Source organism: Natroniella sulfidigena (assembly GCF_023223645.1).
GTDB classification, from domain to species: Bacteria; Bacillota; Halanaerobiia; order Halobacteroidales; family Halobacteroidaceae; genus Natroniella; species Natroniella sulfidigena.
Genome location: NZ_JALKBY010000020.1, coordinates 1 through 20,935, shown reverse-complemented (window position 1 = coordinate 20,935; position 20,935 = coordinate 1). Strand labels below are relative to the sequence as shown.

General features: G+C 34.2%; 22 protein-coding genes. 10 read left to right on the top strand and 12 right to left on the bottom strand.

Translation table 11 applies throughout. The features are described from left to right. Positions 1 to 58 precede the first annotated feature (58 nt). Positions 59 to 1,132, top strand: a complete 1,074-nt coding sequence (locus MWH28_RS11690; RefSeq protein WP_248619566.1) for an HD-GYP domain-containing protein — start codon at positions 59 to 61, stop codon at positions 1,130 to 1,132. A 49-nt stretch (positions 1,133 to 1,181) separates the two neighbouring features. Here MWH28_RS11690 and MWH28_RS11685 read toward each other — a convergent pair whose 3' ends face one another. The 3 genes from MWH28_RS11685 to clpB all read right to left on the bottom strand — a co-directional run bounded on the left by MWH28_RS11685 (position 1,182) and on the right by clpB (position 6,278). Continuing rightward, positions 1,182 to 2,654, bottom strand: coding sequence for an SLC13 family permease (locus MWH28_RS11685; protein ID WP_248619565.1), 1,473 nt, complete (start codon positions 2,652 to 2,654; stop codon positions 1,182 to 1,184). Between the two features lie 582 nt (positions 2,655 to 3,236). Next, a complete protein-coding gene (locus MWH28_RS11680; protein ID WP_248619564.1) occupies positions 3,237 to 3,410 on the bottom strand; it encodes an aspartyl-phosphate phosphatase Spo0E family protein in 174 nt (57 codons plus the stop codon). Between the two features lie 288 nt (positions 3,411 to 3,698). Then, positions 3,699 to 6,278: an ATP-dependent chaperone ClpB gene (gene clpB / locus MWH28_RS11675; RefSeq protein ID WP_248619563.1), complete on the bottom strand. Its 2,580-nt coding sequence runs from the start codon at positions 6,276 to 6,278 to the stop codon at positions 3,699 to 3,701. 292 nt (positions 6,279 to 6,570) lie between these two features. Here clpB and MWH28_RS11670 point away from each other — a divergent pair, with 292 nt between their 5' ends. Continuing rightward, positions 6,571 to 6,774, top strand: coding sequence for a cold shock domain-containing protein (locus MWH28_RS11670; protein ID WP_248619562.1), 204 nt, complete (start codon positions 6,571 to 6,573; stop codon positions 6,772 to 6,774). Positions 6,775 to 7,053: 279 nt separating this feature from the next. Here MWH28_RS11670 and MWH28_RS11665 read toward each other — a convergent pair whose 3' ends face one another. Both MWH28_RS11665 and MWH28_RS11660 read right to left on the bottom strand, forming a co-directional pair. Beyond that, positions 7,054 to 7,758: a DUF5714 domain-containing protein gene (locus tag MWH28_RS11665; RefSeq protein WP_248619561.1), complete on the bottom strand. Its 705-nt coding sequence runs from the start codon at positions 7,756 to 7,758 to the stop codon at positions 7,054 to 7,056. 30 nt (positions 7,759 to 7,788) lie between these two features. Then, entirely contained in the window at positions 7,789 to 8,388 is a 600-nt protein-coding gene (locus tag MWH28_RS11660; RefSeq protein ID WP_248619560.1) for a hypothetical protein, read from the bottom strand. Between the two features lie 288 nt (positions 8,389 to 8,676). Between MWH28_RS11660 and MWH28_RS11655 the strand changes: the two genes are divergently transcribed. Continuing rightward, positions 8,677 to 9,351, top strand: coding sequence for a hypothetical protein (locus tag MWH28_RS11655; RefSeq protein WP_248619559.1), 675 nt, complete (start codon positions 8,677 to 8,679; stop codon positions 9,349 to 9,351). Between the two features lie 136 nt (positions 9,352 to 9,487). After that, positions 9,488 to 9,928, top strand: coding sequence for a hypothetical protein (locus MWH28_RS11650; protein WP_248619558.1), 441 nt, complete (start codon positions 9,488 to 9,490; stop codon positions 9,926 to 9,928). A gap of 11 nt (positions 9,929 to 9,939) precedes the next feature. On the opposite strand, the gene MWH28_RS11645 is transcribed toward MWH28_RS11650, so the two are convergent. Beyond that, positions 9,940 to 11,088 (bottom strand): EAL domain-containing protein, encoded by a 1,149-nt coding sequence (locus tag MWH28_RS11645; RefSeq protein ID WP_248619557.1) that lies wholly within the window; start codon positions 11,086 to 11,088, stop codon positions 9,940 to 9,942. Positions 11,089 to 11,453: 365 nt separating this feature from the next. Here MWH28_RS11645 and MWH28_RS11640 point away from each other — a divergent pair, with 365 nt between their 5' ends. The 6 genes from MWH28_RS11640 (at position 11,454) to MWH28_RS11615 (ending at position 16,588) form a co-directional block, all read left to right on the top strand. Then, the gene (locus tag MWH28_RS11640; protein WP_248619556.1) at positions 11,454 to 11,693 is read left to right on the top strand and encodes a YkuS family protein; all 240 of its coding nucleotides are present in this window, start codon (positions 11,454 to 11,456) and stop codon (positions 11,691 to 11,693) included. Positions 11,694 to 11,968: 275 nt separating this feature from the next. After that, a complete protein-coding gene (locus MWH28_RS11635; protein WP_248619555.1) occupies positions 11,969 to 12,433 on the top strand; it encodes a hypothetical protein in 465 nt (154 codons plus the stop codon). Between the two features lie 154 nt (positions 12,434 to 12,587). Beyond that, positions 12,588 to 13,238, top strand: coding sequence for a DUF3786 domain-containing protein (locus tag MWH28_RS11630; protein ID WP_248619554.1), 651 nt, complete (start codon positions 12,588 to 12,590; stop codon positions 13,236 to 13,238). A 153-nt stretch (positions 13,239 to 13,391) separates the two neighbouring features. Further along, complete coding sequence (locus tag MWH28_RS11625; protein ID WP_248619553.1) at positions 13,392 to 14,270, top strand: AAA family ATPase; 879 nt, start codon at positions 13,392 to 13,394, stop codon at positions 14,268 to 14,270. Between the two features lie 188 nt (positions 14,271 to 14,458). After that, positions 14,459 to 15,895, top strand: coding sequence for a VWA domain-containing protein (locus tag MWH28_RS11620; RefSeq protein WP_248619552.1), 1,437 nt, complete (start codon positions 14,459 to 14,461; stop codon positions 15,893 to 15,895). 42 nt (positions 15,896 to 15,937) lie between these two features. Beyond that, entirely contained in the window at positions 15,938 to 16,588 is a 651-nt protein-coding gene (locus MWH28_RS11615) for a DUF3786 domain-containing protein (RefSeq protein ID WP_248619551.1), read from the top strand. Between the two features lie 144 nt (positions 16,589 to 16,732). Here MWH28_RS11615 and MWH28_RS11610 read toward each other — a convergent pair whose 3' ends face one another. From MWH28_RS11610 to mnmM, 6 genes are all read right to left on the bottom strand, one after another. After that, on the bottom strand, positions 16,733 to 16,927 hold the full coding sequence (locus tag MWH28_RS11610) for a hypothetical protein (RefSeq protein WP_248619549.1): 195 nt from the start codon (positions 16,925 to 16,927) through the stop codon (positions 16,733 to 16,735). 12 nt (positions 16,928 to 16,939) lie between these two features. Further along, positions 16,940 to 17,086, bottom strand: coding sequence for a hypothetical protein (locus MWH28_RS11605; RefSeq protein ID WP_248619547.1), 147 nt, complete (start codon positions 17,084 to 17,086; stop codon positions 16,940 to 16,942). Positions 17,087 to 17,132: 46 nt separating this feature from the next. Continuing rightward, a complete protein-coding gene (locus MWH28_RS11600) occupies positions 17,133 to 18,179 on the bottom strand; it encodes a GGDEF domain-containing response regulator (protein WP_248619546.1) in 1,047 nt (348 codons plus the stop codon). Between the two features lie 15 nt (positions 18,180 to 18,194). Beyond that, positions 18,195 to 19,139 (bottom strand): tRNA modification radical SAM protein MnmL/YtqA, encoded by a 945-nt coding sequence (gene mnmL / locus MWH28_RS11595; RefSeq protein WP_248619544.1) that lies wholly within the window; start codon positions 19,137 to 19,139, stop codon positions 18,195 to 18,197. A 274-nt stretch (positions 19,140 to 19,413) separates the two neighbouring features. Continuing rightward, the gene (locus MWH28_RS11590) at positions 19,414 to 19,773 is read right to left on the bottom strand and encodes a four helix bundle protein (protein WP_248619543.1); all 360 of its coding nucleotides are present in this window, start codon (positions 19,771 to 19,773) and stop codon (positions 19,414 to 19,416) included. Positions 19,774 to 19,911: 138 nt separating this feature from the next. Continuing rightward, entirely contained in the window at positions 19,912 to 20,475 is a 564-nt protein-coding gene (gene mnmM / locus MWH28_RS11585) for a tRNA 5-(aminomethyl)-2-thiouridylate-methyltransferase MnmM (RefSeq protein WP_248619542.1), read from the bottom strand. Positions 20,476 to 20,935 lie beyond the last annotated feature (460 nt).

Sequence of the window (20,935 nt, the reverse complement as noted above, 5' to 3'; positions counted from 1 at the left end):
ACTAATATAGAATAATATTTAAATAAACGACTCTGTTTGAACTTCAAGGAGGAGAAATATGAGATTAGTAAGTGTAAAAAATTTAAAACCTGATATGGTACTAGCAAAATCAATCTACCAAGGTAATAGAATTTTACTGCAAGCTGACTGTCAACAATTGCATAAGTATAAGAATAGATTATTAGACCTTGGTATCACAGAAGTCTATATTAATGATAAAAAATCTGAAGGGATAGAGATAAAGCATACTATAGATAGAGAAATTAGAGAAGAGACCAAAAAAGTTATTAAAGAAGTTATTGAAGATATTACTTCACAAAAAAGAGTTAATATCAAAAAAGTTAAAAAATCGATTGTAACCATAGTTAATAGTATCTTAGAAGATAATACTACCTTAATCCATCTAACTGATATCAAAACTACTGATAATTATACTTTCAATCACTCACTAAATGTCGCTATTTTATCGGTTTCACTCGGACAAAAACTCCATTACCCTAAAAAAAGGTTGACTAAATTAGGTATTGGAGCTGTTTTACATGATATTGGAAAAATAGAAATCCCCATAGAAGTATTAAATAAACCTGATCAACTTACACAAGAAGAGTTTAAATTGATTAAAGAGCATCCAACTTTAGGTTATCAAAAATTAAAAGATCATTATGAAATCAGCCCTCTATCTAGAGCTGCAATATTAAATCACCATGAAAAAGTAAATGGTACGGGCTATCCAGAAGGGTTAAAAGGGAAAGATATCCATGAATTTGGTAGAATTGTAGCTATTACTGATGTCTTTGATGCTTTGACTAGCAATAGGTGTTATCGTCAACGTTGGCCCGTGCATAAAGCAGTAAATTTTTTGCATGAACATAGCAATACCCACTTTGATCAAAACTTAGTTAATAAATTTATTGATAATATTGCCCTCTATCCTAATGGCACACTAGTTACACTAAATACTGGGCAAGAAGCTATTGTGAAAGAACAAAATAAACAGTCACCAATGAAACCAATTGTTAGAATAATCAGTGATCAAAATAAACAAGAACTGAAAACATATAGAACTATCGATTTACAAGATAAAAATGACCTTTACATAATTAATAATCAATCGGCAATTAAGACTGGCTAATTAGAAACAAAAGGAGAAACCATCTTGGTTTCTCCTTTTAAATAACATCTTAAATTACGCCCCACCAGGGCAAGGTACTATTGAGAAAATAAGCTAATCCAGCTGAAATCACCCAACCTATAACAGCAATAATCATCCCATGTTTAAACATCGTCTTTAAATTAACTCCATATCCTGCACTAACAGCTAAACACCCATTTCCTGAAGCTATAGCAAAAGATAAATTAACTGCAGTAATCAAAGCAAAGACAATTGGTACTGGATTTAGCCCTTGACTTACAAACAACTGAATTACAACTGGTACCAGTAAGGCAGCAGAAGCAGTATTGGTTGAAATATTGGTCAAAACAGCTATTACCCCACAAAAAACTAAAAAGGTTAGCAATCCATTATATTCAGCAAAACCAGTCAGATACCCCCCAATAATATCAATAAATCCCGAATGTTCTAAGACCTTAGCCAAAGCTAAAGCACTGGGCCAAACTATTAAAATTGTGATTGGAAAGTACGATATACTCTTTAAAGAAAGAACATTCTCCTCTGTCTCTGTTGGAATAAAGAATAATAACAACGCTAAACTAAAAAAGACAAAAGCAGGATCTAAATTGGGTAGATAAGATCTATATAATGGCTCTGTAAAAGCAATCAGTACAGCTATTAAGAAGATCACCCCTGAAAAGAGTTCTCCTTTACTTAATCCCCCTAATTCATCCAACTTTTCTTGATAAAACTCCTTACTTCCTGGTAATTTTTCATCCTGTGGCTGTAGGATATAAGTTAGATACAACCCAATAATTGGAATGAAAACCAAGGTAAAGGGTAACATCCTCAATGTCCATTCATAAAAGTAAATATCTCGACCTACTGCTTCAGATAAAAATTCGTAAATAAGTAGATTCTGCCCTCCCCCTAATGGAGTCGGTAAACTACCTATCGAAGCACCCCAGGCAATAGCCAATAAAATATTTGTTGCTACAGGACTCTCCCATCGTTCTGAATTACTTTCAAACCCTAAATAAGATAATAAGGTAACTGCCACAGGAATAAAGACAGCAGCAGTTACCGTATCAGCTATAATTGAGCTTAACACGGTAGATAATAAAAACCAGACCCAGATCTGCTTCCGAGCACTATTTCCTACCACTGTTAAGATCTTTAAAGAAACCCGCTTAGCCAAACCCCACCTTTGCCAAGCAGCTCCAATTGCACAACTACCAGAAATTAAAAATACAATCCGATGACTGAAAACTGTTACTAGCTCCTCTACTGGAGCAATTGGAATAAAGGTCGTTACTACAAATGGTACCAAAGCTGTAATTGCAACAGCAATATGTCCACTCGTCCACCACAAAGCCATCCAAACTAAAATCCCAAGTCCTCCTCGTGCCTGCCACTCCATCCCTAAAACTGGTAAAACTAGAATCAAGAAAAATATTAACGGGCCAACCATAATATATTTGAATTTTTCGACATTTACTCCAAACCTATCAACAAGCTCCCTCCCACTACTGATCTCATCCATAATTTTATCTCCTCTCTCTGTGCATAAGCAAACTCTTTCATTTTTACATAATTATCCTTCTAAGTTATACTTCGACAATTAATTCTAAATTCCTTTATTTTAGTGAAAATTTAAATCTAAGATTAAGCTAGCAATAAAAAGGAGCCTTTCTTAAAATTAATTGATATAAAGTGGCACTTTGCCACTTTATATCAGTTGACAGTTTACAGTGTACAGTTGACAGTTAAAATCATTAAAACAAATCCAAACTATCATGAGGAATGTTTCGCAGTGACATCTAGATTTTTTCGTTTAGTTTCTTGATGAACCGGAAATCAAATCAGAGCATGAATTAGTTAATTTTCCTATTTTAAAATTAACTTGCTCTTGTTTGATTGGAGGTGAGTCTTAGAAACTCAGAAAAAATCTTTCCGAACGAGAAACTTTCCTCATGTTAATAGCATATCGAAAGTGACACAATATTGTAATATAATTACACCTTATAAAATAAAAAAGAAGCATTAGCAAATTTAAATCTACTAGTGCTTCTTTACTATGGCACAAAGAAAACCTCTTTTATAATATTTTTACTAGTCATATAATTCATGCGTAAGATACCATTACAGTATCATTATTTTCCAATGACATATATTCACAAATCAATTGATCTAATTCGCGACTTACTTTTAAAGCTGCTTTTTGATTACCATTTTTCATTGTAGAATTTAACTCTCTTCTCTTTCTTTCAATCTCTTCTTTTAATAAATCCAAATCCATGATTAACACTCCTTTTATAAAGTTAATTTCTACTTATTAGATATGATTAGTGATAAATTCTTCTATATTATATAGTAATAAATTACAATATTCAACTATAAATTCAATTTTTCCATAAAAAATAGAAAAAGGCAACCTAATCTTAACCAATTAGACTGCCTGGCTGAAATTTATTGATATAAAGCTTAAGTTTAAGGCTAAGTCTAAGTTTAAGTAAATCCTAAACCCCTATGCTTTTAACGGTTGGCTTAGCCTCAAACTCAAACTTAAACTAAATTGTAATTAACTTCAACTTACTTCAAATTGAAATTCATCTTCCGTATAATCAACTACAATTTTATCTTCCTCTTCTAACTCCTCTTCAAGTAACATCATTGCTAAGCGATCCTTAATATATTTTTGAATCACCCTCTGTAGTGGACGGGCACCATAGGCTGGATCATAGCCCAACTCTCCAATTTGAGCTTTAGCATCTGCTGTCAATTCTAGTGTTAAATTCTGCTTAGCTAACTTCTCTTCCAATTCAGCTAATTTGATCTCAATAATCTGATCTAAATGCTCCTTAGTCAAAGAGTGGAAGATAATCTGTTCATCAATTCGATTTAAAAACTCCGGTCTAAAGTGCTCCTTCAATGCTTCAGTTACCTTCTCTTCTATTTCAGCTTCTTCTGTTAGATCTTGAATATAATGTGAACCGAGATTAGAAGTCATAATAATTACTGTATTTCTAAAGTCAACCTCTTTTCCATGGCTATCGGTCAACAATCCATCATCTAAAAGCTGTAATAAGATATTAAAGACATCAGGATGAGCCTTCTCTATCTCATCTAATAAAACAACTGCATAAGGTTTCCGTCTGATCTGTTCAGTTAATTGTCCTCCGTCTTCAAATCCAACATATCCTGGAGGCGAACCGATCAATTTAGCAACAGCATGGCGTTCCATATACTCTGACATATCCAAACGAACCATTGCTTGCTCATCATCAAATAAATACTCAGCTAATGTTTTAGCTAATTCTGTTTTACCAACACCTGTTGGCCCTAAGAAGATAAAGGAACCTAAAGGACGATCTTCATCTTGTAACCCAGTTCGAGAGCGACGAATGGCATTACTGACTGCTTCAATTGCATCACCTTGACCTATTACTCGGTTAGATAATTCATCTTCTAATTGTACTAACTTCTCTCGTTCTTCTTCTATTACCTTAGTCACTGGAATATCTGTCCAGGATGCTACTATCTCCGCTATATCTTCACGTTGAACTTCTTCTTTAACCAGATCGCGTTCTTGATTTAGCTTTTCTGATCTTTGCTGAGTCTCCTCTAACTTCTGTTGTAATTGATGTAATTTACCATACTTCAACCGAGCTGCCTCTTCATAATCTGCCTCTCTTTCAGCAGCTTCAGCAGCAATCTTGGTCTCTTCAACCTCTTCTTTTAGATCTTGGATCTTTTGAACAAGCTCCTTTTCATTTTCCCATTTTGCTTTCAATGGATTAATCTCTTCTTTCAACTCAGCTATCTCCTCTTCAAGGGCTGCTAACCTCTCCTGTGAACCTTGATTCTCTTCTTTCTTCAATGCCTCACGTTCAATCTCGAGTCTCCTTAATTTTCGATCCAATTCATCAATCTCAATCGGCATTGAATCTATCTCAATTCTTATTTTAGAGGCCGCTTCATCAATTAAATCAATTGCTTTATCTGGTAAGAAGCGTTCAGTTAAGTAACGATCCGATAGCTGAGCTGCAGCTACTAAAGCACTATCTTGAATCTTGATTCCATGATGAATTTCATACTTTTCTTTCAACCCCCGTAAGATTGAGATCGTATCTTCAATAGATGGCTCTTCAATTAATACCGGCTGAAATCTTCGCTCTAATGCAGCATCCTTTTCAATATGCTGCTTATACTCTTCTAAAGTAGTAGCACCAACACAATGTAATTCTCCTCTAGCTAAAGCCGGCTTTAATAAGTTGGCAGCATCCATTGCCCCTTGCGTAGCACCTGCTCCTACTAAAGTATGCATCTCATCAATAAAGAGAATAATCTGACCTTCTGCTTTTTTGATCTCCTTTAATACAGACTTTAAACGATCTTCAAATTCACCACGATACTTAGTCCCTGCTACTAATGAACCCATATCTAAAGAGATTACTCTCTTCTCTTTTAAAGGTTCAGGTACATCACCATTAATAATCCGCTGGGCCAATCCCTCAACAATCGCAGTCTTTCCTACTCCCGGCTCTCCAATCAAGACTGGATTATTCTTTCGTCTTCGGGATAAGACCTGCATTATTCTTCTAATTTTCTCATCACGCCCAATGACTGGATCAAGCTCACCTTCCCTAGCTAACTCAGTTAGATCAATAGTATAATTTTCTAGAGCTTGGTATTGGCCCTCAGCATTTTGACTGGTCACTTTTTCTCCACCTCGAATCTTCTCAATTGCTCTTTTAATTTGATTTTTTCCAATTCCTTTCTCTTCTAACAACTTAGCTGCTTTACTCTTGCCATCAGCTAAGATAGCCAGTAAAAAATGTTCAGTAGAGACATACTCATCTTCTAACTTTTTAGCTTCTTTGTTGGCCCGACGTAAAACTCGAGCTAACTGCTGTGAAGTATATAACTCCCCCTGTTCAGAATAAACTTGAGGAAATTTATCAACTCTCTCTTTTAATCCCAACTCTAATTTATCTAAATCTAGCTCCATCCTCTGTAAAATCGGTCTTACTATTCCATCATCTTGTTCCAACAAAGCAAGCAATAAATGAACAGGATAAACTTCTTGATTTTGATAATCCTCTGCTAATTGCTGAGCCTCCATCAAACTTTCTCGAGCCTTAATAGTGAAGTTATCCATCTTCATTGATAAGCACCTCCAAATATATTTTTTCCTCTTCCTTTATAACTTTATACACTTATCAAGCAAATATTATTAGCACTCGATAGGAGTGAGTGCTAATAATATTATAAAAAAATAAACCTCAAATGTCAATAAATATCAGTGTGCAATTTATAATTGGCAGTGTATAGTTAAAACCTTAAATTATTTCCGTTAATCAATTGACAAATCTTAAATCATGTGGTATTATTAAGAGGACTGATAAAAAACATACTTGTCAGTTTGATTTTTTAATTATTTAGGAGGAATTATTTAAATGAAGGAACAAGGTAATGTTAAGTGGTTTAATGGAGAAAAAGGTTATGGATTTATTGAGCGAGCAGAAGGAGACGACGTATTTGTACATTTCTCTGCAATTGAAGAAGATGGATTCAAGACTTTAGAAGATGGTCAAGCTGTAGAGTTTGAAGTCGTCGATGGAGATCGTGGACCTCAAGCTGAAAGCGTCGTCAAACTATAAATTAATATAGATTACGATGTTTTATCAAGCCTCGGAATTTTCCGAGGCTTTTATTTTTTTGTCATGATAAATAAAAGTTACACTTTATATCAGTTGACAGTGAACAGTTGACGGTTGACAGTTAAAACCATTTAAAACTTAAACCCAAAACTAATCTAAACCTATAATTCTAAGGCTTTTCATGGCTCTTAAGATTTTAAGATTTTGATCTTAACTGTCAACTGTAAACCGTAAACTGTCAACTCAATAATGTGGCACTTTTGTGCCACATTATTGTAATTACCGATAATCACAACTAAGATCACATTCCCGATTATACTGAATATAATTACACTTCACATCTAAATCCAACTCTTGTACCCAATTTAGATCAAAAAGATCAGATAAATAACTTACCCCCTCTTCTAAAGCAACCCGAGTTGCTTTTTTACAACATCTAGCTCCTCCTGCATCTGCAATAGCCTCTAAAGCTTGAGCAGTCATCCAATTAGCATGGGAACGTTCATCAGCTGTTAGTGGAGTCGCTTCTAATAAGATACTGACGGCAACTCCCGCTCCAATCCCTCCACCACAAGCTCCATACAGACCACAATAGCCTCCCGGTACTTCCTGCCCCCGCTTAATTGCTTCTGTAATAGCTTTCTTATCTTGTTGTCCTACATAATTTTGATAGGCAGTTACTAAAACAGCAGGAACTAAAGCATGGTGTTCTGGCCCATGCATCGAGATTTGAGGATGTTCCATCAACCTTTCCGCAATGTCAATTGGATCCTTTGCATGAGTAACTAAACAGGTATTTTTTATAATTGCCAATGCATCTTGAGCATGACATTGATTACAGACATAATGACCGTCTTCACAACAAAAATAAGCTTCTTCTTCAACACCACAATAATAACAACTAACTTCACGTGCTTGCTTTAAATATGTAACTTCTACTCCACAGATCAAACAATCCACTTTCTCTTCAACTTTAATTGACATCTTAACTCCCCTTTTTATTAATTAGCTTATTTAAAATTCAACTTTAAGACCATAAGTAGTCCCATGATTCGAGTCTAAATCTTCTCCCCCTAACATTCTAGCAGCCACTACTCCTTTGATCCCTTCAGCTAACTCTTTGCCAATCCCTAATTCAGCATTTACTATAAAATCTGAAATTCCAACTAAATCAGAAGTTACATCTAAATCAAAATAAACTTCTGCATCTTTATCAAACTCACGTTCCATAATCAATCCAAATTTCAATCCTCCACTACTTGCTTCATCATCCTCTTCTAAAATATTTCCGCTAGTAGCTCCCACCTTAAGGGCCCAATTAAAATTCTGTTCTGCTTCTCGTATATTCTCTGGGACAAATTGATACTCTATACTAGCTACTCCAGAACCATCTGTATCTCCTCCATAAGGAGCAGTAAAACTGAGCCCATATCCTGAATAATTATTAACTCCATAACCCAAATCAACCGTGATAAAATCACCTTCTCCAGATTGAAAGCGTAATACCTGTACTCTATAAACATTCTCTCCTAAATTTAAAGTCGAAGCCAAAAGATTACTGCTACTTAATAGTAGAATTAAAGAAACTAAAATAAATACTTTTTTTATTTTCATTAATATTCTCCTCCAAATCTTAAAATTAATCCTATAACTATGTATAAAATATATATTCTTGCTTAAATCTTATTTTCCTGCATCATTTATCTTAGATCTCCTCAACTAGTTAAAACTAATATTAAATTACTTATTAACAAGGAACTTACTCAATTATCTAGAATAGTACTTATAGACATAGCTGAGAAATTAAAAAGTCAATTAGGTCGTAGTTTCAATTATTTTCAACTCTTTATCATTACATATCTAGTTATTTAAACTATAGTCAGAAAGAAGGGAGTCAAGATAATGATTAAACAACAGAAGTTAACTCTATTATTAGTGATATTATTAATGTTAAGCTTTTCAACAACTGCATTTGCCACTTTTACAACGGGGGAAGGAAAACGGACTTATAAAATAGACAGTTTCCGAGTTGATGAACGAATAAGATTACAATCTTTTTTAGTTGGATTGGGAATTGATGAACAGACTTCTCTTAACTTTAAATTAACAATTCCCAATGATACTGATGAACCTATGGATTTTCTGATTCCTTATCAAAAACCTGGAGAGTTTTTTCATTTAGGCGGACCTATTTTAGATATTAAAGCTCAGTACATACCTCGACATAGGTTATTTGTCACTGATTCTGCTCTGAATGCTGTTCAAGTAGGTCTCAAAAATTATAGAGGAGAGTATAGAGATGAAGAAGGAAGACCAATTGAGGAAGATAGGCATTTGGATAAAACCTATCTAGTATTTGGAGTCTTAAGTAGATCTAGATGGAATGATCATAATCTATTTTCTGATTTAAATTTAGCTTATGAACCTGGCGAAGAAGGTGGTTGGTTCTTTGATAGTCAAGTCGGAATGGAGTTCAATCTAAAAAGAAATTTCAGAGGGCAAATAGCTTATCGAGCAATTGGTGCAGCTGGAGATGCAAAATTAGGATTTTCATTAGGTTTAAAAGTTGATTATTAAAAGAAGAATAAATTAGAGTGAAGAGAAGATTAGCAATTGCTAATCTTCTCTTTTTTTATCTTAATCAAATTTATTGCATAATTAACTTCATCCCTGCTAAAAATATTACCATGAATTATAAGGGAGGATAGTTTTTATGGATAGAACATATCGGGGATTATTTGCTGGAATAATCAGTGCCATTATTATGAACTCACTTAATTTAATCTTATTTTATATCTTTAACTTAACAGAAATCCGTTTCATTGATTGGACAAGCCTTGTTATGCTCGGCCGTATTCCAGATAGTACTTTTGAAATAATTTATATCTTAATCATTCAAATTCTATGGACAGGTTCTTTAGGTATTTTCTTCTGCCTTTCAACCCCCTATTCAGGCTCACAAGGACATATTTTAAAAGGAGGACTATATGCTTTTTTGCTTACTTTTATTTTTCGCTCTATTGCTATTTTATATCAAATCGCCCCTCTTAATGACATCTCGGCAACAACCAGTCTGATAAATGTAACTTCTGCTTTTTTGTGGGGAATAATTTTAGCAGCAATTTTAGATAGATTAGAACAAAAGAAAGAGTAGTCTTAAACAAATCATAATTCATTTACAATCTCTTCAGCCGGCTGAGGCTTAGCAAAATAATACCCCTGGGCCAACTCAAATCCTCCTTCTTGCAAAGCTTCAACCTGCTCCTCTCGTTCAACCCCCTCACCCAAAATTTGAGCTCCTAACTTCTTAATTCGCTCGACAGTCTGATAAATACTCTGTTGTACGTCCTGGCTTTGATCTATTTTATTGATTACTGTAATACATAACTTAACAATTGCTGGCTCTAATCTTTTAACGGTTTCTAGATCAAAAAAACCACAGCCTAGATCATCTAACGCAAATTCAATGCCTAGCTCCTTTAATTGCTCAACTCTTTCTTGCAGTTGCTTAACCTTCTCTACCGGTAAATGTTCAGTAATCTCCAAAATTACCGCTGGCAAGATAGGTTTAAATTTTTCTTGGCTGATAAATTGATAAAATTTATCAGCCTTTAATAATTCAGGGCCAACATTCAAAGCAATCTTATATCTATCCCCAAACTGCTCAGCCCATTCTAAAGCCTGAGCAATACTTGCTAACTCTAACTGCTCTGTCAAATCAAAGTAAGCTGCTGCTCCAAATAAATTTGCAGCTGAAAAGAGCTCACTATCCATTGGCCCTCTAGTCAAAGCTTCATAGCCTATAACCTTTTTATCTGCTAAAGAAAGCAAAGGTTGAAAATAAGTATTTAATTGCTTAGACTCAATTATCTCTTTAAACTCTTGTTTAGTAATTAAATCTTTATAAAGTAAATCGGAATCTGAAATCCTTTCTGCCTCTTTTAATTGACAACCCTTATCATCTTCTACAGAAGAGATTAAGACTTCAAACTCAATCCTACCTCCAGTAGCAGCTCCAAACTCCTCCCTTAAGTTTTGATGAATCAACTCAATCCCTGTTTTAGTCAATGATTCTAATTGTTCCTCTACATCGATCAATGGATCAAGTTCATCCATCGCAAACTCAAGGCTCCAAATCCCAAATTCTTCACTCTCAATTTGGGAAATAATAGTATGTCTAGCTAATAACTTAGCTGTTAACTCTTGTAATGATTGCTCTAAATTCTTATTCGCCTCTGCAATTACACTTTCTCCAAAAATCTCCTTCATCTGTGTTGGCTTTTCCAATTTGATCACTAATGAATATTTTTTCAATTTTATTCACCCCTTTGTAGATACTTATGTTTATTCAAAATTGTCATACTAATTATTTTTTAGTAAAAACTGTTGATCATTAGTTAATTGGTATGGTATAATTATAGATCAGTAAATGTCTTATTAATTTTCTTAATTGCACCCCACTTGGGGTGCCTTTTTTTATTGACATCTAATTTTAAAAATTAATTGAGATTAAGTGTCAGTGTGAGTAATGTGTGTAAGTAAAAGCAAAACCTTAGACCTTATGGTTTTGACCTCACTCACACTCATAACTGACACATTATTGTAATCCCATGTATTTTTTAATCGACTAACACCCACACTATTAATAAATAAGAACAATTATAGGAGGTAACATAAATATGTCTAGAATTGCAATTGAAGGTGATCTCAACAATATTAAAGAAGAATTACAAGCTACTGACCATGACGTAGTAAACTTAACTCAAGAAAATATGCAAAATGCCGATGCAATCATCTTAACTGGAGCAGATAATAACACAATGGATATCGCTGACACTGAAACTAATGCTCAAATCATCAATGCTCAAGGTATGTCAGCTGAACAAGTAAGAGAGCAATTAGAAAATCGCTTGATCTAACTTACAGAAAGCAGAGCCAATGGCTCTGCTTTTAGCTTTTTACTCTACTATAATATTTTTACTAAACTTATCTGATCACCTGCATGTTTTTGATATTTAGTGTCAGTGTGAGTAGTGTGTGTGAGTAAAAGCAAAACCTTAGTCCTTATGCTTTTGACCTCACTCACACTCGCACACATAACTGATACAATATTGTAATTAAACTTAAGGTGTTCTGAATAAGTAACTCTAATTAAGTTAACAATATTCAAAAAAATAATTAAAGGAGTTAAAGTATGTTCAAAATCAACGATAAATTTTTATTAGGTATTATAGCAGCTATACTTGCTAGTATTCCTTTAAATATTATCGAGTATATAGGCCATCAATTAAATTTTAACCATTATACCATCTGGGATATTGCTACCTCTTTATACTTTCCTGAAATAGATGCTCCCTATGGCTTTATTATTGGATTAGTTACTCATTATATTACAATCGGCCTTTTAGGTGTAATTGTAGTCTATTTACTATATTTAACAGGTACTGATTACTACTTAATCAAAGGGTTAGCTGTCAGCTTAGCAGCGTGGATCTTAGTATTTGGAATAGTTATCCACACACCCTTGGTTACCCTTGAACCGATTACTACTGCCGAATATATGTTCCATCTTATTTTACATGCAATCTTTGGCCCTCTTACTGCTTGGGTTGCACTTAAACTTGCTGAACCAGAATTATTGGATAGCCACGCTTATTAACAAATCCCTACCTAATCTTTTGGCGTCAAAAACCAACTTAAAAGTTCACAATTCTCTTAATAATTAAAAACTTCACATTTAGATTAATTGATTATATTACTTATAATTGGTATAATTAAAGAGAATTAAATCTAATTTTGAAGGAGTTGATCAAATGACGCCTCCAACTGATTCATCAATAACTTTTGAAAGTGATCAAGCAGCAGGTTATAAACCTGCTATCGAAAAAGCTAAGCAACGGTTGGCCCGTACTCCAGTTCAAGAAATTACTGATAGAACTGGAATTAAATTTATAGAAGATAGCAAACAATTTATTCTTCCAGCATTGAATAAGCAGTATTACATCGAATATCCAACTGGTAAAATAACCAGCCCTACAGATAATGAAATAAAATCAGGGTTGAAGATTGTTATTCTACATTACCTATTACGGGCCAACGATTGGCCACTCAAAGATAAATTAATACCTTATCGCAAATTACCTGGTGGAACTGCTTATAATGCTGCTTTTGAGCGTGAAGCAATCAACCCGATCAGTGATAATTTCTGCTCTGATCCTGAACAGTTAAAATCAGCTGCTCAAAAATTAGGGGCAAAGTTTTTAACTAAAGGTGATCTAAGCTTTACTATTGAAGTATTACCTAGCATTCCACTAACCTATATATTATGGAAAAGCGATGATGAATTACCAGGATCATCCAATATTCTCTTTGATTCTTCAGCAATTACCAAACTGCATACAGAAGATCTAGCTTTTTTAGGTGAGTATACAACCTATTTATTACTCAAACATAGCGAACAGTAATAAAACTCAATCAAATTAACTACAAAAGTTAAACGCCCCTTATATAAATGTGATTTAGCTCATATAATTATTTCCAGCTTTTAGTTATAATATAGTTGTTAATTTAAAAATTCTAAAATTTCAGCTATCATCTAATTTAAGGAGGAGTAAAAATTGAAACTTACTAAAGAAGATTTAAAAAAGAGTTTTAAAGAAGAAAATTATATCTGTGGTGACGAGATCACTATTCCCGTCTATTTAGCTTTAGAATTAGAAAAACCAATCTTAATCACCGGTGAACCTGGAGTAGGAAAAACAGAGATTGCTAAAGTCTTAAGCAATGCTTTCGATACAGAGTTAATTAGGCTACAATGTTATGAAGGATTAGATGAAAATAAAGCTTTATATGAATGGAATTATCAAAAACAGTTACTTAATATTCAACTTAATAAGAATAATCCAGAAGAAGAACAACTAACAGATGATATCTTCTCAGAAGATTATCTGCTAGAAAGACCGCTTCTGAAAGCTATTCAAACTGATAAAAGACCTGTCTTATTAATCGATGAAATCGATAAAACAGACCAAGAATTTGAGGCTTTCTTATTTGAGTTATTATCAGACTTTCAAGTTTCTATTCCCGAATTAGGAACAATCAAAGCTAAACAACGACCAATTGTAATCCTAACTAGTAATGCTGATCGTGAATTATCTGATGGCTTAAAAAGACGCTGTATCTTCTTATATGTCGAGCTTCCTTCTATGGAAAAGGAGATCGAAATCATCCAAACTAAGGTTCCAAGTATTGGAAAAGAGTTATCTCGCGATATAGCTGCAGCCGTTAGTTACTTACGGGCCAACCTTGAGTTCAAAAAACAACCATCTATCTCTGAAACTTTAGACTGGGCTCGTGCTCTAGTAAGCTTAGATGCTGATCGATTAAGTCCAGAGTTGATTCAAAGAACCCAAGCATTATTATTTAAGACTAAACATGACCTTGATGTCTTTAAAGAATTAGGGGCCAAAGAATTGACTCAAAAAATGCGAGCCTAAATATCAGTGTATAGTTTACAATTTACAGTTTACAGTTAACAATTAAAAACATTTAAACCTTAAAGTCTAAATTATTTTACATGTGTAATTATAAACTTTTTCAAGAATTTTAATCTTTTAAGGTCTTTTTCTTTAACTGTACACTGTTCATTATACATTGTCAACTACATTTGAAAGGAGGTAGTACTTTGAGCTCCCAGCAGAATTTAGAAGAAGAAATTCAAGAGATGACTAGTCAAGCAAAAGTCAATCATATTGAACACAATCTGGTCAAATTTATTCAAATCTTAAGAAAGCTAGGCATCAGAATCAGCCTAGCTGAATCAATCGAGACCTTGCAATCATTACAATTAATAGATATCATTAATAAAGAAGAGTTTAAAGTTACTTTACGCTCACTACTGGTCAAAAATCATCATGAAAAAGAGATCTTTGATCAAGCTTTCGACTCATTTTTCATCCCTCAAGAGATTAAAGAAAAAAAACAGACCCAACATCAAGAAAAGATTGAAGAACAAGAAGCAGCCAAACAAGAAGCTTCTGAAGAATTAAAGTTTGAAAAAGATAGTGTCCGAGAAGATGTAGAAACAGAAGAAGTAGAGTTAGAATTGACTGAAAAACAAAAAGAGATCTATAGCAAGTTAGATCCAGAGACCAAAGAAAAAATTAAAAATTATATCGAAAATAGTTTCCCGGGCCATCTACGCCATTCATCTCATACTAAACCCGCTTTAGAGAGATTGATCGGTGGTAGCTTAAGCTATTGGCAAAGAAGGTTAAAAGAAGATGATGATAATCAAGCTAAACCACCTATCCAGCATGAAGTAACTGGTGATTTAGAGATGGATCGAGTAATTGAAGATGTCATTTCTAACCTTGAGAATAATAGTGATAATTTAGCTGCTAAAGATTTTAAATCAATTCCTAAAGAGGATCTACCTCAAGTAACAATGTTAATTAAAGATTTATCTTATAAATTAGCAACTAAAATTTCTCGTAGATTCCGCCAGAATAAAAAGACAGGTAAGATAGACCTAAGAAAGACGATCAGAAATAATATTAAATATGGTGGAAATTTATTTGAGCTTAAATATAAAGAAAAGAAGATTCAAAAACCAAAGTTTTTATTGATCTGTGATGCATCAGACTCTATGGCTCGTTACGCCACTTTTATTTTACAATTTATTTATGGAATTTCTAGCGTGGTCAAGGATATTGAAAGCTTTATTTTTTCAGAAGATTTAGAACGTATCACCGATTACTTTACTGGTACAGAATCTTTTGAAGTTACGATGAATCAAATCATTACTAATAGCCAACAATGGGGATCAGCAACCGATCTTAACACATCATTAAAAACCTTTAAGGAAAATTATATGGAATTAGTAACTCCTGAAACTAATTTGATCATCATGAGTGATACAAAGACAATCAAACTCTATGATGCTGCTTCTACTCTAAAGGAAATTAAAGATAAAACTAAAGACTTAATTTGGCTTAATACTCTCCCAAAATCAGAATGGGAAGATTTAAAGTCAGTCCAAGTCTTTAAAGAGATGAGTACAATGACTGAGTGTTATACAGTTAAACATCTCCAAGAATTTGCAAAGATGAAATTCTTTTAAAATTATAAATCAATTATCAAATAAAAGGAGTGTGCTAAAAAAATGGCTCAAGAGAAAAGATTTAAAACTGAAATTAAGCAAAACAACTACATTGCTGCTTTAAAGCAAGCAAAAGAAAAGTTAACTACCCTCGAACCTGAAGGAATAGTTGAACGCAGCGGAGCAGACTATAATGAAGCTAAACAGGAGTTTAAGTTAGTCATGGCTGGTGAAGATTATCTAATCAGCTATCCCGAAGGAGAGGTAACTTTTGCAGCTAAAGATCAAGAGGTACAACTACCAATCAAAGTATTGATCTTGCATTATCTTAATCAAGCTAGCGGGGCTTCTCTTGAAGGTAGATTGATCTCTTATCGTGAAGTGCCTAATGGAGGCGATTTTTACTATAGCACCTTTAAAAAGCGAGCAACCAATCCTTTAGTCAGATTATTTGGTGAAAATGCTGATAAATTGGTTCCTGCTGCTAAATACTTAGGGGGAAAGTCAGCTGATCTAGGTGATGCTAGTGTTACTATTCCTGTCTTTCCTAAGATCCCAGTTACTTATGTAATCTGGGAAGGAGATGATGAGTTACCTCCATCAGGCAGTGTTCTCTTTGATGCTTCAGTAATCTCTTATCTTCCTACAGAAGATTTAGCTTTTGTAGCTAGTGTACCTGTTTGGGCTTTCAAAGGAATTATTAAAAACCTTTAACTAAGGCTGAGTCCAAATTTAAGGTTAAGTAAAACCAATAAAAAACCCTCTTCTAATTTAACATTTCAGAAAAGGGTTTTTTATTATTTAATTTTAATTTTAAGTTCAGACTTAACCTTAAACTAAAATTGTCACCTGACAATTTTATTCTGCTTCATTCTCTTTAAGCAACCGATCTGCTTCATTGATCACTCCAACAAACTTCTCCCATTCTTGTGGTCTAAAAGCACAGCTGGCTGATACATCTTCAGAAGCTATAAAAATCCCAATTTCACCATGTTCCTTATGAACACCAACAGTTAATTTTTCACCAATCTTTTTTTCTTCAATTATTTTCATTATCCATTCCTCCTATTTCATTAATTTCTTGATTAATTTACGACCAATCACCTTGTTTTTAGCTCGCTTAGCCACCCTTTTGGGATCACCACTAGATAATGTCTCAACATCATTAGCCACTCTAGCCAACTTATAAAGAAAACTAACAAACTTCTTCACTTATTGCACCTCCTTCCTATTTTATTATACCTAATGACTTTCCTTTTTAAACTCTATTACTGTTCCATCTTCCGCTTGATATATTAACCAACCTAGACTCTGCTTTAACCCGATTTCGACCTTCTTCTTTAGCTAAGTAAAGAGCATCATCGGCTGCTTCAATAAGTTCTTCTGCACCCTTTTCACGCTCAGGTTTAACTGCAGCCACTCCTGCACTGACTGTTACATACTCGGAAACCCCTGATCTGCGATGAGGCAACTTCAAATCCTCTATCCCTACTCTAATCCTCTCAGCAACCTTAATAGCTCCATACAATCCTGTCTCAGGCAAAATCACAGCAAACTCTTCTCCTCCATAACGAGCTACCAAGTCAGCAGGCCGCAGTACTAACTCTTCAAACTTGTGAGCTATCTTTTGTAAACATTCATCACCCGCTTGATGTCCATAAGTATCATTATATTCCTTAAAATAATCAATATCAATCATAATCAAAGCCAATGAGGCTGCTTGACGTCTAGCTCTCTTCCACTCTTCTTCTAATTTATTATCAAACAACCTTCTATTAGCAAGCCCAGTCAAACCATCACTCGAAGCCATCTTTTCCAACTTTTTATTAGCATCTTCTATCTCTTGGTTAAGCTTTTCTAATAATTGCGTCTTCTCTTCAAGTTCTCTTTCCCGTTTTTTACGCTTTTTTATTTCTTTTCTAAGTCTCAGCACCGAATTAACCCGAGCCAATAACTCCACTTTTTGAATCGGCTTAGTTATATAATCAATAGCCCCTGCCGAAAAGGCTCGTTCTAAAGAATCAACATCAGTTTTAGAGGTAACCATAATTACAGAAATATCCTTCAAAACCGGATCTTGTTTAATTCGCTGACAAACCTCAATTCCATCTACTTGGGGCATCACAATATCCAATAATACCAAATCTATCTTACTCTTAGTCACCTTCTTCCCTTCTAAACCTAAAATCTTAAATGCTTCTTGAGCTGAGCTGGCAAGGTGTAATTTCTGATAGCCTTCCTCCTTAAGAATCTGGGCCAACAACAACCGTATAAATCGAGAATCATCAACAACCAAAATCTCCATTTAGCTGCCTCCCCTTTATAATTTAGACAAAGCCTTACCATCTAAATAATCAAACTTCTTTCCTTGCCAACTATCCCTTCGCTCCATCTCATCCATAATAAAATTATTGATCTGGTCATAATTATAATCCCAATTTACAAATAATGTACCTTCTCTAGGAGCTTTGCCAATCAATCTCTGCACTGCTATCTTGGGATCTAAATACTCCAAAAATTCAATCACCCGATCAATATATTCAGCTAATGAGATCATCTCTAACTGTCCTTGCTGATACTGTTTAGCCAACTGAGTATCCTCTCTAATATAGAGCGCATGTAACTTTACATTCTCTACCTTTAATGAAGATACTATCTTAGCTGCTTCTCTAGCATCTAGCTTATCATCACCAGGTAAATTCAGTATGATATGGACTCCTATTTCAGCATTATAGCGATGAGCAGTCAAGACTGCATCAATAAATTCAGCAAGCGTATGCCCTCGATTGATCTCTTCTAATGTATGATAATTAGTTGACTGTAATCCTAGTTCAAAGGTAAGGGTAGGTTCAGAAGTTGATTGCTCGATTAACTCCATAATCTGGGCTACATACTCTTGACTAGTACAATCTGGTCTAGTCGCCAAAGCAATCTCCACAACCTCATCTATTCCTAACACCTGCTTAATATTGCCCATTAGTTGCTCTAAAGGTAAATATGTGTTAGTGAAATTTTGAAAGTAAGCAATAAACTTCTCAGCTCGATACTTCTTAGCAATTCTTTCCTTTTTCTCTAAGAATTCAGCTCGATTTACTTCTTGGTCCTCAGAAAAACTGGCTCCTCCCTCACCACAATAGATACAACCACCCTCAGCTATATTCCCATCACGATTAGGACAGGTCAGTGCTAAATTAATTGGAATTTTATAAGTCCTTGTTCCATATTTATGCTTCAAGTAATCAGAATAACGATAATATTTATCCATTTTTTCAACCCCCACGGTAAAAAGCAGTTAATAACTAATAACGAATAGTGAATAGTTAAGTTCAAAACCTTTTAACACAAACCTCTATTCACTCCCTCCGGGTTCTTCGAACCCTTCGTGATGAAAAAATCCGCTCTTAGATTTTTTCTATTACTCTCTATCACCTGGTTTTTAACTGTAAATTGTACATTGTAAATTATACATTTGTTTCCCAGCTTCTCCCTCCGGGTTCTTCGAACCCTTCGTGATGAAAAAATCCGCTCTTAGATTTTTTCTATCCTCTGCTTTTCTTTGCTGTTTTCAGACTCTTAGTTAAAATTTTTATGATTTCTACTACATCAGAAGTTAAATCTCTCCCTTTTTCTTGTTGCAAATAATCAGTTTCTACTAATAATTCAATCCAATACTCAGTCTCAGAAGCTTCCTTTAATGCAATAGATAATTTAGATATAAAGTCACTCTTACTTTGACCATAAATCCCTTCTTTGATATTTCCAGCGATACTTGTGCCACTTCTTAAAAGCTGCTTAGATAACACATATTCTTTCTTATTTTTAACCAAATACTTATACAAATCAACAATTTCTACTGAAAAATCAAATGCCTTCTGATAAGCTATACTTTTTTCTCTCATCACTAATCCCCCCCAAAGTTATCTTTATATTATTATTTTCTTTCTTTGGGTTTTTATTCCTCCGATCACTATTCACTATTCACTATTCACTATTCACTATTCACTATTCACTATTCACTATTCACTATTCACTATTCACTATTCTCTGCTCTTTATAACTACTGTTTCTGGTGGCTTCTTAGCCTGATTAATAAAGTGGTAGTGTAGTACATTATATTCTTTGTAATTTAAGTCTTGAGCATACTCTAAGAGAACTTCTGCTTCCTTTTTTCCAGCTTGATGGCCAGTATAAATTACAATTATCATTACTCCACCTTTAGTTAATATTTCCAAGCCAGCTTTGACCGCTTGTAAAGTAGTCTCTACTGTTGTAGTAATCTTCTTATCTGCTCCAGGTAAATAACCTAAATTAAATAAGATCCCATCAACTTCTTCGTTTATGTATGAAGCCAACTTCTGATGCCCATCTTGAATTAAAGTTACCTGCTTTAATAATCCAGACTCTGCCAGTTTATCTTTAGTAGTTTCAATTGCTTGCTGTTGAATATCAAAGCCCCAAACTTGTCCTTCATCTCCTACCAATTCTGCTAAAAATTCAGTATCATTACCATTGCCAACGGTAGCATCTACTACGTTGGCCCCTTCAAATAACTGTTCTGTTAAAATGGAGTGAGAATATTCAACCCCTTGCTGTAATCTCAACTTAAATTCCCTCCCTATAGATATTTAGTGGCAAAATGCCACTAAATATCAGTGTACAGTTTACGGTTTACAGTTGACAGTTGAAACCCTAAATTCAAAACCACTCTAAACCTATAGGTATAATGCTTCTCAAAAATCTTTATCTTTTTAGATTTTTTCTATCCACTGTAAACTGTACACTGTCAACTGTAAACTATATTATACGCTTTTACTATAATTATTCCGCCTCAGTTAAAAATATCCTGCAAATCCCAAGAACAATTCTCCCTAATTTAACCTACTCAATTATACTTTTTATAGTTCCCCTCGGGCTTCTGGTGAACCACCTCCGAGACAAGCAACGGAGGCTTCTCTTACTTCGCACACCCTAAAAAAGCAATGTAGTACTAGAAAGATTTGAACGAAGTTTAGTAATTAAGTTTTTGCACCTATTATTAGGCAACTCTTATTCGTTCCGGAG

Coding starts and splice junctions, on each gene's coding strand:
- MWH28_RS11610 (WP_248619549.1), bottom strand. CDS start 16,927: ATGAAAATAATTGAAGAAAAAAAGATTGGTGAAAAATTAACTGTTGGT.
- MWH28_RS11635 (WP_248619555.1), top strand. CDS start 11,969: ATGTTCAAAATCAACGATAAATTTTTATTAGGTATTATAGCAGCTATA.
- MWH28_RS11640 (WP_248619556.1), top strand. CDS start 11,454: ATGTCTAGAATTGCAATTGAAGGTGATCTCAACAATATTAAAGAAGAA.
- MWH28_RS11665 (WP_248619561.1), bottom strand. CDS start 7,758: ATGTCAATTAAAGTTGAAGAGAAAGTGGATTGTTTGATCTGTGGAGTA.
- MWH28_RS11685 (WP_248619565.1), bottom strand. CDS start 2,654: ATGGATGAGATCAGTAGTGGGAGGGAGCTTGTTGATAGGTTTGGAGTA.
- MWH28_RS11655 (WP_248619559.1), top strand. CDS start 8,677: ATGATTAAACAACAGAAGTTAACTCTATTATTAGTGATATTATTAATG.
- MWH28_RS11680 (WP_248619564.1), bottom strand. CDS start 3,410: ATGGATTTGGATTTATTAAAAGAAGAGATTGAAAGAAAGAGAAGAGAG.
- MWH28_RS11600 (WP_248619546.1), bottom strand. CDS start 18,179: ATGGAGATTTTGGTTGTTGATGATTCTCGATTTATACGGTTGTTGTTG.
- MWH28_RS11660 (WP_248619560.1), bottom strand. CDS start 8,388: ATGAAAATAAAAAAAGTATTTATTTTAGTTTCTTTAATTCTACTATTA.
- MWH28_RS11630 (WP_248619554.1), top strand. CDS start 12,588: ATGACGCCTCCAACTGATTCATCAATAACTTTTGAAAGTGATCAAGCA.
- mnmL (WP_248619544.1), bottom strand. CDS start 19,139: ATGGATAAATATTATCGTTATTCTGATTACTTGAAGCATAAATATGGA.
- MWH28_RS11590 (WP_248619543.1), bottom strand. CDS start 19,773: ATGAGAGAAAAAAGTATAGCTTATCAGAAGGCATTTGATTTTTCAGTA.
- MWH28_RS11670 (WP_248619562.1), top strand. CDS start 6,571: ATGAAGGAACAAGGTAATGTTAAGTGGTTTAATGGAGAAAAAGGTTAT.
- clpB (WP_248619563.1), bottom strand. CDS start 6,278: ATGAAGATGGATAACTTCACTATTAAGGCTCGAGAAAGTTTGATGGAG.
- MWH28_RS11690 (WP_248619566.1), top strand. CDS start 59: ATGAGATTAGTAAGTGTAAAAAATTTAAAACCTGATATGGTACTAGCA.
- MWH28_RS11650 (WP_248619558.1), top strand. CDS start 9,488: ATGGATAGAACATATCGGGGATTATTTGCTGGAATAATCAGTGCCATT.
- MWH28_RS11615 (WP_248619551.1), top strand. CDS start 15,938: ATGGCTCAAGAGAAAAGATTTAAAACTGAAATTAAGCAAAACAACTAC.